The organism is Streptomyces sp. NBC_01508 (assembly GCF_045040315.1).
In the GTDB taxonomy this organism is placed as follows: Bacteria; Actinomycetota; Actinomycetes; order Streptomycetales; family Streptomycetaceae; genus Streptomyces.
In genome coordinates this window covers 2,098,732-2,110,487 of record NZ_CP109419.1, presented here as the reverse complement: position 1 = coordinate 2,110,487, position 11,756 = coordinate 2,098,732, and the positions used below count along the sequence as shown (strand labels likewise).

General features: G+C 70.6%; 11 protein-coding genes. 10 read left to right on the top strand and 1 reads right to left on the bottom strand.

Annotated features, from left to right (window positions below; genetic code table 11):
• The first annotated feature begins 183 nt into the window (after nucleotides 1–183).
• The 7 genes from rsmD to mutM all read left to right on the top strand — a co-directional run bounded on the left by rsmD (nucleotide 184) and on the right by mutM (nucleotide 5,533).
• A complete protein-coding gene (rsmD, locus tag OG700_RS09460; RefSeq protein WP_405611764.1) occupies nucleotides 184–765 on the top strand; it encodes a 16S rRNA (guanine(966)-N(2))-methyltransferase RsmD in 582 nt (193 codons plus the stop codon).
• A 26-nt stretch (nucleotides 766–791) separates the two neighbouring features.
• Complete coding sequence (coaD, locus tag OG700_RS09455) at nucleotides 792–1,271, top strand: pantetheine-phosphate adenylyltransferase (protein ID WP_405621549.1); 480 nt, start codon at nucleotides 792–794, stop codon at nucleotides 1,269–1,271.
• 135 nt (nucleotides 1,272–1,406) lie between these two features.
• A complete protein-coding gene (locus tag OG700_RS09450; RefSeq protein ID WP_405611762.1) occupies nucleotides 1,407–2,606 on the top strand; it encodes a cell division initiation protein in 1,200 nt (399 codons plus the stop codon).
• Nucleotides 2,607–2,815: 209 nt separating this feature from the next.
• The gene (locus OG700_RS09445; RefSeq protein ID WP_383640589.1) at nucleotides 2,816–3,424 is read left to right on the top strand and encodes a YceD family protein; all 609 of its coding nucleotides are present in this window, start codon (nucleotides 2,816–2,818) and stop codon (nucleotides 3,422–3,424) included.
• Between the two features lie 2 nt (nucleotides 3,425–3,426).
• Nucleotides 3,427–3,600: a 50S ribosomal protein L32 gene (gene rpmF / locus OG700_RS09440; RefSeq protein WP_003965982.1), complete on the top strand. Its 174-nt coding sequence runs from the start codon at nucleotides 3,427–3,429 to the stop codon at nucleotides 3,598–3,600.
• 19 nt (nucleotides 3,601–3,619) lie between these two features.
• A complete protein-coding gene (gene rnc, locus OG700_RS09435) occupies nucleotides 3,620–4,489 on the top strand; it encodes a ribonuclease III (protein WP_405611759.1) in 870 nt (289 codons plus the stop codon).
• A gap of 183 nt (nucleotides 4,490–4,672) precedes the next feature.
• Entirely contained in the window at nucleotides 4,673–5,533 is an 861-nt protein-coding gene (gene mutM, locus OG700_RS09430; protein WP_405611757.1) for a bifunctional DNA-formamidopyrimidine glycosylase/DNA-(apurinic or apyrimidinic site) lyase, read from the top strand.
• Nucleotides 5,534–5,665: 132 nt separating this feature from the next.
• Here the strand turns inward: mutM and OG700_RS09425 are convergent, their stop codons facing one another.
• Nucleotides 5,666–6,589, bottom strand: a complete 924-nt coding sequence (locus tag OG700_RS09425; protein ID WP_405611755.1) for a CAP domain-containing protein — start codon at nucleotides 6,587–6,589, stop codon at nucleotides 5,666–5,668.
• Nucleotides 6,590–6,755: 166 nt separating this feature from the next.
• Here OG700_RS09425 and OG700_RS09420 point away from each other — a divergent pair, with 166 nt between their 5' ends.
• The 3 genes from OG700_RS09420 (at nucleotide 6,756) to OG700_RS09410 (ending at nucleotide 11,742) form a co-directional block, all read left to right on the top strand.
• Entirely contained in the window at nucleotides 6,756–7,037 is a 282-nt protein-coding gene (locus OG700_RS09420) for an acylphosphatase (protein WP_405611753.1), read from the top strand.
• 462 nt (nucleotides 7,038–7,499) lie between these two features.
• On the top strand, nucleotides 7,500–7,718 hold the full coding sequence (locus tag OG700_RS09415) for a hypothetical protein (protein ID WP_023538382.1): 219 nt from the start codon (nucleotides 7,500–7,502) through the stop codon (nucleotides 7,716–7,718).
• Between the two features lie 178 nt (nucleotides 7,719–7,896).
• Complete coding sequence (locus OG700_RS09410) at nucleotides 7,897–11,742, top strand: AAA family ATPase (RefSeq protein ID WP_405611751.1); 3,846 nt, start codon at nucleotides 7,897–7,899, stop codon at nucleotides 11,740–11,742.
• Nucleotides 11,743–11,756: the final 14 nt, after the last annotated feature.

Below are 11,756 nucleotides of genomic sequence, written 5' to 3'. Positions count from 1 at the left end.
GAGGCTCCCGGACCCCTCCCGGCGGGCCGCGTCGGGAGGGACGCCATATCGTGGATGACGGCGCACGTGCCGCCTGCCGCCGCTCGGCACTCCACGTCAGCCACGTCCACGGACGCCCGCACACGTCCACGCACGCCCCAGGCACGCACCCCGCGCACTCCACGAACCGAGGACCCGACACCCATGACCCGCGTGATCGCCGGTACCGCCGGCGGACGCCGTCTCGCCGTCCCTCCCGGCAACGGCACCCGCCCCACCTCCGACCGGGCGCGCGAAGGTCTCTTCTCCACTTGGGAGGCGCTGCTCGGCACCCTCGACGGCCTGCGCGTCGCGGATCTGTACGCCGGCTCCGGCGCCGTAGGCCTCGAAGCCCTTTCGCGCGGCGCCGCGCACACCCTCCTTGTGGAGGCGGACGGCCGCGCGGCCCGTACCGTCCGGGACAACGTCCGCGTCCTCGGACTACCGGGCGCCGAAGTCCGTACGGGCAAAGCCGAGCAGATCGTGACAGGACCGGCCCCCGAGGTCCCGTACGACGTCGTGTTCCTGGACCCGCCGTACGCCGTCACCGATGACGATCTTCGCGAGATCCTGCTCACACTCCGTTCGCGGGGCTGGCTCAATGGCGATGCCGTCGCCACCGTGGAGCGCAGCACCAGAGGTGGGGAGTTCACCTGGCCGAAGGGCTTCGAACCGTTGCGGGCACGTCGCTACGGCGAGGGGACCTTTTGGTACGGTCGCGCCGCCGCACCCGAAGACGCCCGATGACCGGACCGGAGAGCGAGGGAGTTCAGTTGCGCCGCGCCGTCTGTCCGGGGTCCTTCGACCCCATCACCAATGGTCACCTCGACATCATTGGCCGTGCCTCCAAGCTGTACGACGTCGTCCACGTCGCTGTGATGATCAACCAGTCCAAGAAGGGGCTGTTCACGATCGAGGAGCGGATCGATCTGATCCGCCGGGTCACCGCCGAATTCGGCAACGTCGAGGTGGAGTCCTTCCACGGCCTCCTCGTCGACTTCTGCAAACAGCGCGACATTCCGGCCATCGTCAAGGGCCTTCGGGCGGTCAGCGACTTCGACTACGAGTTGCAGATGGCCCAGATGAACATAGGCCTCTCCGGTGTCGAGACCCTCTTCGTGCCGACCAACCCCATCTACAGTTTCCTCTCCTCCTCGCTGGTCAAAGAGGTGGCGACCTGGGGTGGGGACGTGTCTCATCTGCTGCCCCCGCTCGTGCACGAGGCACTGGCCGAGCGCCTTGAGAAGCGGTGACGGACGGGGCGGGGCACGGGGCGGCGCACCGGGTCCGGAACTGACGGTCCGTCACCCGGTGTCGGGCGCGCACCGACTGGCCGTACAGTCGTTGCGTCCGTCTCCAACCCGGCTGTAGAGAGTGGCGAGCACACGGTGGACGTGCAGAAGAAGCTCGACGAGATCGTCGACGCGGTGGGGAACGCCCGTTCCATGCCCATGTCGGCCTCCTGCGTGGTCAACCGCGGCGAACTGCTCTCGCTGCTCGAAGAGGTACGGGAGGCCCTGCCCGGCTCCCTCGCCCAGGCGCGGGAGCTCCTCGGCGGCCACGAGCAGCTCTCCGAGCAGGCCCGCCAGGAGGCGGAGCGCATCGTCGAGGCGGCCCACGCGGAGCGGTCCACACTGATCTCCGACACCGTGATCGCCCGCACCGCCCAGGAAGAGGCGGACCGCATCCTCGCCGACGCCCGCAGGGACGCCGAGGAGATCCGCGCCGAGGCCGACGACTACGTCGACTCCAAGCTCGCGAACTTCGAGGTCGTGCTCAACAAGACCATCGGTTCCGTGGACCGTGGCCGCGAGAAGCTGCTCGGCCGCGGCCCGGGGCTCGACGAAGCGGGGTTCGCCGACGAGGACGCCCCGGAGCACAGCGCCGACCCCGCCACCCTGATCCGCCGCGCGGACGACTACGTCGACGCCAAGCTCGGCGCCTTCGAGGCCGTCCTCTCCAAGACCCTCGACGCGGTCGGCCGCGGCCGGCAGAAGCTGCACGGCCGGGTCGCCAGCGACGACCTGGGCCTGCACATGGCGGAGCAGGACGCGGCGGGACGGCAGGGGCACACCAGCGACGCGGACTACCTGTCCGGTCTCGCCGAGCTGCCGGGGCAGCAGTCGCTCCAGGGCGCCGGGGCGCCCGCCCGCCAGCAGTTGGAGCCGCAGTCCCCGCCCCAGGTCCCGGAGCGGCCCGCCCAGATCCCGATCCCGGCGCAGGCCCCGCAGCAGTACGCCGACCCCGCCTACGGCGGTTACCAGCAGCAGGACCCGTACGCCTACCAGCAGCAGGATCCGTACGCGTACCAGCAGGCCCAGCAGGCCCAGCAGCCGGTCTACGACCCGGCCGCCTACGACCCGAACTACAGCCAGGGCTACGGGCAGAACTACGACCAGGCGGCGCAGGGCTGGCAGCAGCACCCCGACGCCCAGGGGCAGCAGCAGCCCCAGCAGCACCCGCAGCAGCACCCGCACCCGCAGCAGGCCCAGTCCCAGGACCCGCAGGCCGCTCTCGACGAGACCAGTCTGTTCGACACCAGCATGATCGACCTGGAGCAGCTGCGCCGGTACGAGCAGGGACGCTGACGCCGAGCCCCGCGCGGTGTGCCGTACCGCCGCCGGACGGCCCGCTTACGACCGGATTGGGCCAACGGCGGCCGGTCAAGTATCCTGGCTCTTCGGTCGCGTGATGTCCGCGATCCGGCCGCCCGCCTCGTACGCGACATGGCGGCCCACTCCACGATTCGAAAGCAGGAACAGCCCTGAACGCCCGCCTCGACCACCGCAACCCCCTCGTGTTCGACACACACGAGCTGGGTCGGCGTCCCGGCGCGCTCAAGCGGCTGACCCGCTCCGCGGCGGCGCCCAAGGACTTCGGCATCGACGGAGTCATCGGAGTGCCGGAAGGCGCGCCGGTGGAGCTCAGGATCCGCCTCGAATCGGTCATGGAGGGTGCGCTCGTGACGGGCACCGCCCGTGCGACCGCCGAGGGGGAGTGCGTAAGGTGTCTGGAGCCGGTGCGCCAGGACGTGGCAGCGGACTTCCAGGAGATGTTCTCGTACCCTGACGCCGACGACCGGGGCCGCAGCAAGCAGGCGGAACCGGCCGACGACGCCGAGGACGACGAGGACAGGCTCTTCATCGAGGACGGACTGTTCGACCTCGAACCTGTGCTGCGCGATGCGGTGGTGCTCGCACTGCCGATGCAGCCGGTGTGCCGGGAGACCTGCGCCGGCCTGTGTTCCGAATGCGGAATCAGGCTGGACGAGAACCCGGACCATCACCACGACGCCGTCGACATCCGGTGGGCGTCACTGCAAGGACTCGCCGAAACCATCAAGGACGGCGAGAAGGACAACATGGGCGGCGCCGACGCCGGCGCCGACGAGAAGCAGGAGAAGTAGCCGTGGCTGTTCCGAAGCGGAAGATGTCGCGCAGCAACACGCGCCACCGCCGGTCGCAGTGGAAGGCTGCGGTCCCCACCCTGGTTTCGTGTGAGCGTTGCCAGGAGCCGAAGCTCCAGCACATCGCGTGCCCGAGCTGCGGCACCTACAACAAGCGCCAGGTCCTCGAGGTCTGAGCGGCTGGTGAGAGGCTCGATGTCTGAACTGTCCAGTGCCAAGAAGGCAGACAACGTCAGCACAGCCTCGTCCCACACGCTTCTGGAAGGGCGGCTCGGCTATCAGCTGGAGTCCGCCCTTCTGGTACGTGCGCTGACCCATCGCTCGTTCGCGTATGAGAACGGCGGTCTGCCCACCAACGAACGGCTCGAATTCCTCGGGGATTCGGTGCTCGGACTGGTGGTCACCGACACGCTGTACCGCATCCACCCCGACCTGCCCGAAGGCCAACTGGCCAAGTTGCGGGCCGCGGTGGTCAATTCGCGTGCGCTGGCGCAAGTGGGGCGCGGCCTCGAACTCGGCTCCTTCATCCGGCTCGGCCGTGGTGAAGAGGGCACGGGAGGCCGGGACAAGGCGTCCATCCTCGCCGACACCCTGGAAGCGGTGATCGGCGCGGTCTATCTCGATCAGGGCCTCGACGCGGCGTCCGAGCTGGTACACCGGCTCTTCGACCCGCTCATCGAGAAGTCCTCCAACCTCGGTGCCGGTCTGGACTGGAAGACCAGTCTGCAGGAACTGACCGCGGCGGAGAGTCTCGGCGTACCCGAGTATCTCGTCACGGAGACCGGCCCGGATCACGAGAAGACCTTCACCGCTGCCGCCCGCGTCGGTGGTGTCTCGTACGGCACCGGCACCGGCCGCAGCAAGAAGGAAGCGGAACAGCAGGCGGCGGAGACCGCGTGGCGGTCCATCCGTGCCGACGCGGACGAACGGGCGGCGGCGGCGAAGGCTGCCGTCGAAGTCGGGACCGAGGCCGAGACGCAGGTCGAGGCCGGGGCCGACGTCGAAGAGGTCACCGACACCTCGTCGGTGGCGGCGTCGGAATCCCCCGACGTGGCCAAGTCCTGACCTGCCTTTTGTTCCGTTCCCTTCCCGGTGCGCCCCTTGTGTCGATACGGCACGAGGGGCGCAGCTCGTGCCCGCCCCGGGCGCCCACCCCCTGTCGGTCCAACTCTTGTCCCCAACTCCCGCCCCGTGTTCGCCCAGTTGGCCTCCGAGGCCGCTGGTCGGCCCGCCCCCTGAAGGAGCACCGTGCCCGAGCTGCCCGAGGTCGAAGTCGTACGGCGCGGACTCGAACGCTGGGTCGCGGGCCGGACGGTGGCCGAGACACAGGTGCTGCACCCCCGCGCCGTACGGCGCCACCTCGCCGGCGGCGCGGACTTCGCCGCCCGCCTCACGGGGCACCGTATCGGCGTCGCCCGCCGCCGCGGCAAGTACCTGTGGCTGCCGCTCGCCGACACGGACGCCTCGATCCTCGGTCACCTCGGCATGAGCGGCCAGCTCCTCGTACAGCCGGAATCCGCCCCGGACGAGAAGCACCTGCGGATCCGGGTCCGTTTCGACGACGACCTCGGAACCGAGCTCCGCTTCGTCGACCAGCGCACCTTCGGCGGACTCTCGCTGCACGAGAACACCCCCGACGGGCTGCCCGACGTCATCGCCCACATCGCACGCGACCCGCTCGACCCGGCGTTCGACGACGCCGCCTACCACACCGCGCTGCGGCTGCGCCGTACCACGATCAAGCGCGCGCTGCTCGACCAGTCCCTGATCAGCGGCGTCGGCAACATCTACGCGGACGAGGCGCTGTGGCGCGCCAAGCTCCACTACGACCGGCCGACGGCCTCGCTGCCCCGCCCCCGCTCGGTCGAACTGCTGGGCCACGTACGGGACGTGATGAACGCCGCGCTCGCGGCCGGCGGCACCAGCTTCGACAGCCTCTACGTCAACGTGAACGGCGAATCGGGCTACTTCGACCGGTCTCTGGACGCGTACGGCCGCGAGGGCGAACCGTGCCGCCGCTGCGGCACCCCCATGCGCCGCCGCCCCTGGATGAACCGGTCGAGCTACTTCTGCCCACGCTGCCAACGCCCGCCCCGTGTCACACCGTAACGCCGCCCCGTCCCCGCACCCGTACCCGTGACACGGACAAGGCCCGCGACGTGGCGCCGTCGCGGGCCTTGCTCAGTCGTGCGGGTGCGGGGGGTGCGGGGGATGACACGGAGGTACGGATGGGGCGGTGGCTCAGAAGCCGAAGTCCTGCGTCCACCACGGGCCGCCCTCGGCGAAGTGCGCGCCGATGCCGATGGTCTTGTAGTCGCAGTTCAGTATGTTCTCGCGGTGGCCGTCGCTGGCCATCCAGGAGGCCATCACCGCTTGGGCGTCGGCCTGGCCCCGGGCGATGTTCTCGCCGCCCAGGTTCGTGACGCCCGCCTGCTCGGCGCGGTCCCAGGGGGTGTCGCCGTCCGGGTCGGTGTGGTCGAAGAAGCCGCGGTCCGCCATGTCCTTGCTGAACGCCTCGGCGAGACCGTTAAGGGCCTTGTCGGCGCGCAGCGGCTGACAGCCGGCCTTCGCCCGCTCCTCGTTGACCAGCGCGAGGACTTCCGCCTCCGCCGTGGCCGGGGCCGAGACGGAGGGACGCGGAGTCTGCGGCGGCTTGACACGGTCGGTGGTCTTCTCGGGCGCGGGCGCGCGACTGGACGGGCTGCTGCCCGGCTCCTCGCTCCGGCTCCCCGTGGGGTCACTCCCGGGCGTCTTCGCCGGCTTCGACGGGCTCGTGGACGCGGACGGCTTGTCCGGCGCCGACGAGGCGGACTTCGACGGCGCGCTCGACCGGTCGCTGCCGCCGCTCGGCGGCGTAGAGGCCCCGTCGGTCGGCTCGGCGGTCGAGCCGCCCTGCTGCTGGAGCTCGGGCGCGCCCGCGGTGCGGACCTGCTCGCCCGGGAGTTTGCCGCCGCCGACGGTGTACTGCCCGCCGCCGGGCAGCAGCCCGGATGCCACGGCTACGGCGCCCATGGCCATCGCGGCGGACGCGCCGAGCAGTCCGGTGCGTATGGGAACACCGATGCCCCTCTTGCGGCCGCCGCCCCGGCCGCGGTGCCGACCTGCCGCACCGGCCGCGTGGTCCTCAGCGGCGGGTGCGCCGGCCGAGCGACTATGGCGTCCCATCTGCTGCGCCTTCCTCGATGTGCTCAGGTGCTCGTGATTGCTCTCGCACCGATCATGACGTCAATGCGCTTCACCCATTCGAGTGAGGCTCATTTCGACGGGACTGTACGCCAAGCTGGGTGGGGGCGAAGTACTCACTGCGGTATTGGCCCATTAGCTTGCACCCATGAACGAAGATGTACGGATCACCGCTTGGGTACGCGGTCGCGTCCAGGGAGTTGGCTTCCGCTGGTTCACCAGGGCAAATGCCTTGGAGATCGGGGACCTGGTGGGCTTCGCCCTCAATCTGGACGACGGCAGGGTGCAGATCGTCGCCGAAGGGTCACGTGACAATTGCCACCGTTTGCTGGAGTGGCTCCGTTCCGACGACACGCCCGGCCATGTTGACGGAGTCACTGAGATTTGGGGCACACCGCGCGGTGGATACGAGACCTTCGCCATCCGGTGACCGGGACCGACGGCGCCCTGTCCCGAAGTCGTCCGGACGATCCCGATCATTCCTGGTCGATCTTGAACGGGGCGCGGTATGCCGGGACGCCTCCGACCGAGATACGGTCCGGCCTGCCCGTATGCCTCGGGCACGTGCGTCCGGCAGGAATCCGCTGATGGTTGCCAAGAATCGGCTCTCATGCCAGGCTGCCGCGTTAACGATGATCTCCACGCCCTCCAGGGCCGCAGGAGAGGCGGCGCCGCACCGTACGCGGACGCTCGCCCCTGGGCCGCTCGGCGATGACGGGCTGTGATCGTGTTGACCGTCAAACTTTTTGGTGAGACTCTGGAAGCCCCGCGCACCTTGGCTGTTTGGCAGTAAGAATCACAGTGCGGAACCGCTGCCAGGCAGCGCGGGTGCGGAAATCCCTCACGACCCACACCGCTTCGGTCGGTCACTCAGTGTGGAGGCCCATCCATCATGGCAAAGGCGCTTCTCGGTTACGTCGGCGGTTCTGACCCGCGACTCCTCGCCGAGATGCGACGGCTTCAGCAGCGCGTCCAGGACCTCGAATCCGAGCTTGTACGGATCCAGTCCGAGAATGACGCGTTGAGCGCTGCCGCCGCACAGCACCATGGCGATTCGCCGTTCGACGGCATCGACCTCGATGTACCCCAGGCGGAGCCGGCGCTCACCTGACAGCAGCCCCCGTCGGGGCCAGGTGAGAAACACTCTCGCGAGAACATGCAAGGGACGCTTCGGCGTCCCTTCTTTCTTTCCCCCCACCGCGAAACGGTTCTTCTCACGTCTGATGTGCCCCCCTCATTCAGCGGTGAAACCGCCGTCGGGTGATGTGAGGAAGGTAGAGTCCGGCGGCGTGCACCTCAAGGCCATGACCCTGCGCGGGTTCAAATCCTTCGCCTCCGCCACGACGCTGCGGTTCGAACCCGGCATCACCTGCGTCGTGGGTCCGAACGGCTCGGGCAAGTCCAATGTCGTGGACGCGCTTTCCTGGGTCATGGGGGAGCAGGGGGCAAAGTCGCTGCGCGGCGGCAAGATGGAAGACGTGATCTTCGCCGGGACGACCGGACGGCCGCCACTCGGGCGCGCCGAAGTCTCCCTCACCATCGACAATTCCGACGGCGCGCTGCCCATCGACTACGCCGAAGTCACCATTACGCGGATCATGTTCCGCAACGGCGGCAGCGAATACCAGCTCAATGGAGACACCTGTCGGCTGCTCGACATCCAGGAACTGCTTTCCGACTCCGGTATCGGCCGCGAGATGCATGTCATCGTCGGCCAGGGACAACTCGATTCCGTCCTGCACGCCGATCCGATGGGGCGCAGGGCATTCATCGAAGAGGCCGCGGGCGTCCTGAAGCACCGTAAGCGCAAGGAGAAAGCGCTGCGGAAGCTGGACGCGATGCAGGCCAACCTCGCGCGAGTGCAGGATCTGACCGACGAACTGCGGCGACAGCTCAAGCCGTTGGGGCGACAGGCCGCGGTGGCGCGGCGGGCCGCCGTCATTCAGGCAGACCTGCGCGACGCGCGGCTGCGACTGCTCGCCGACGATCTCGTGAAGCTGCGCGACGCCCTCCGTACGGAGGTTGCCGACGATGCGGCGCTCAAGCAGCGCAGGGAGGAGGCGGAACTCCGGCTGAGGAACGCGCTGGCGCGCGAGGCGGAGCTGGAGGACGAGGTACGGCGGCTGGCGCCGAGACTTCAGCGCGCGCAGCAGACCTGGTACGAACTCTCCCAGCTGGCCGAGCGGGTCCGGGGCACCATCTCGCTGGCCGACGCCCGGGTGAAGAGCGCCACCGCCACGCCCGAGGACGAACGGCACGGGCGGGAGCCGGAGGACATGGAGCGTGAGGCCGCCCGCATCCGTGAGCAGGAGGCGGAACTGGAGGCCGCGCTCGAAGCGGCGGAGCGCGCGCTGGAGGACACCGTCGCGCACCGTTCCGACCTTGAGCGTGACCTCGCCGCGGAGGAGCGCCGTCTCAAGGACGTGGCGCGCGCCATCGCCGACCGGCGGGAGGGACTTGCCCGGCTGAACGGGCAGGTGAACGCCGCCCGTAGCCGCGCCGCGTCGGCGCAGGCCGAGATCGGTCGACTCGCCGAGGCCCGCGACGGGGCGCGGGAGCGCGCCGTCGCCGCCCAGGAGGAGTACGAACAACTCAAGGCCGAGGTCGACGGCCTGGACGCCGACGACCACGAACTGGGCGAGCGGCACGACGAGGCCAAGCGGGCGCTGGGCGACGCGGAGGGCGCGCTGACGGCGGCGCGAGAGGCGGCCACGGCCGCCGAACGTGAACGTGCCGCCCTCTCCGCCCGCCACGACGCGCTCGCCCTCGGGCTGCGCCGCAAGGACGGCACCGGTGCGCTCCTGGGCGCGCGGGACCGGCTCGCCGGCCTGTTGGGCCCCGCCGCCGAACTGCTCGCCGTCACACCGGGCTTCGAGGTCCCGGTGGCGGCGGCGCTCGGCGCGGCGGCCGACGCGATCGCGGTGACCGACGCGGTGGCGGCGGCGGAGGCGATCCGCCTCCTGCGTAACGAGGACGCGGGCCGGGCCTCCCTGCTGCTCGGCGGTGAACCGCCCGCGCGGGCCGCCTGCGTACCGGGGCAGGCGGCGCGGCCGGGCGGAACCGGCGACGGCGCCCCGGCCGAGGGGGCCGGCTCCGTTACGGCGCCGGGCGTGCCCGGACAGGGCGGCGGGGCGCCCGGCGGCGACGGCGCGCGGGGCGTCGAAAGCCCTGCGGGAGCGGGGCCGCGCCAGGATGGTGACGCCCGCGCCCCGTCCGGGGCCGTGCCCGGTCACCGGGACGGGGCACGCGACGCTCCCGCGGTCGTGGAGGGCGCCGGTGCCGACGGGGCCGCCCACACCCGCCCCGTACACGCCGCGGCCGTCACCGACCTGGCGGTCCCCCGCGTCGTCGACCTCGTACAGGGTCCTGACGCGCTCATGGGCGCCGTACGACGCCTCGTCCGGGACATGGTCGTCGTCGGCACCCTGGAGGACGCGGAGGAGCTTGTCGCCGCGCATCGCGGCCTGACCGCCGTGACGGCGGAGGGCGACCTTCTCGGCGCGCACTTCGCGCACGGCGGCTCCGCCGGGGCGCCCAGCCTGCTCGAAGTACGGGCATCCGTCGACGAGGCGGCGGCCGAGCTGGCCGAACTCGCCGTACGGTGCGACGAACTGGCCGAGACGCAGCGCGGGGCGACCGGCCGCCGTACCGAATGCGCCGCGCTCGTCGAGGAGTTGGGGGAGCGGCGGCGGGCCGCCGACCGCGAGAAGTCCGCCGTGTCCGGCCAGTTGGGGCGGCTCGCCGGCCAGGCCAGGGGCGCCGCAGGCGAGGCCGAGCGGACCTCGACAGCCGCCGCGAAGGCCCAGGACGCGCTGGACCGGGCCACCGAGGAGTCGGAGGAACTGGCGGAGCGCCTGCTCGTCGCCGAGGAGGCACCCGCCGAGGAGGAGCCGGACACGTCCGTACGGGACAGGCTCGCCGCCGACGGGGCCAACGCCCGGCAGACCGAGATGGAGGCCCGCCTCCAGGTCCGTACCCACGAGGAGCGCGTCAAGGGACTGGCGGGCCGTGCGGACTCGCTCGACCGGGGCGCCCGCGCCGAGCGCGAGGCACGGGCACGCGCCGAGCAGCGGCGGGCCGGACTGCGCCACGAGGCCGCCGTCGCCGGGGCCGTCGCCTCCGGCGCCCGGCAGCTGCTGGCGCACGTGGAGGTGTCGGTCGTACGCGCCGACGAGGAGCGCACGGCGGCCGAGGCGGCCAAGGCGGGTCGCGAACAGGAACTCGTCGCGGAGCGGAACCAGGGGCGCGATCTCAAGAACGAACTCGACAAGCTCACCGACTCGGTGCACCGGGGCGAGGTCCTGGGCGCCGAGAAGCGGATGAGGATCGAGCAGTTGGAGGCGAAGGCCCTGGAGGAGCTGGGCGTCGAGCCGGCCGGCCTCATCACCGAGTACGGCCCGGACCAGCTCGTACCGCCGTCCCTGCCCGCCGAGGGCGAGGAGTTGCCGGAGGACCCCGAGGACCCGCGCAATCAGCCCCGGCCGTACGTACGGGGCGAGCAGGAGAAGCGGCTCCGGTCGGCCGAACGGGCGTATCAGCAACTCGGGAAGGTGAATCCGCTCGCCCTGGAGGAGTTCGCGGCGCTGGAGGAGCGGCACAAGTTCCTCTCCGAGCAGCTCGAAGATCTCAAGAAGACCCGTATCGATCTCCTCCAGGTGGTCAAGGAGGTCGACGAGCGGGTCGAGCAGGTCTTCACGGAGGCGTACCGGGACACGGCCCTTCAGTTCGAGGGCGTCTTCTCACGGCTCTTCCCCGGGGGCGAGGGACGCCTCATCCTTACGGATCCCGACAACATGCTCACCAGCGGTGTGGACGTCGAGGCCCGGCCGCCCGGCAAGAAGGTCAAGCGGCTGTCGCTGCTGTCGGGCGGTGAGCGGTCGCTGACCGCCGTGGCGCTGCTGGTGTCGATCTTCAAGGCGAGGCCGAGCCCGTTCTACGTGATGGACGAGGTCGAGGCCGCGCTGGACGACACCAACCTCCAGCGGCTGATCCGGATCATGCAGGAACTCCAGGAGAGTTCGCAGCTGATCGTGATCACGCATCAGAAGCGCACGATGGAGGTCGCCGACGCGCTGTACGGCGTCTCGATGCAGGGCGACGGAGTCTCCAAGGTGATCAGCCAGCGCCTCCACTGAGGGGCCGTCGAAAC

Coding starts and splice junctions, on each gene's coding strand:
- OG700_RS09420 (WP_405611753.1), top strand. CDS start 6,756: ATGAACGAAGATGTACGGATCACCGCTTGGGTACGCGGTCGCGTCCAG.
- OG700_RS09415 (WP_023538382.1), top strand. CDS start 7,500: ATGGCAAAGGCGCTTCTCGGTTACGTCGGCGGTTCTGACCCGCGACTC.
- rsmD (WP_405611764.1), top strand. CDS start 184: ATGACCCGCGTGATCGCCGGTACCGCCGGCGGACGCCGTCTCGCCGTC.
- OG700_RS09425 (WP_405611755.1), bottom strand. CDS start 6,589: ATGGGACGCCATAGTCGCTCGGCCGGCGCACCCGCCGCTGAGGACCAC.
- rnc (WP_405611759.1), top strand. CDS start 3,620: ATGTCTGAACTGTCCAGTGCCAAGAAGGCAGACAACGTCAGCACAGCC.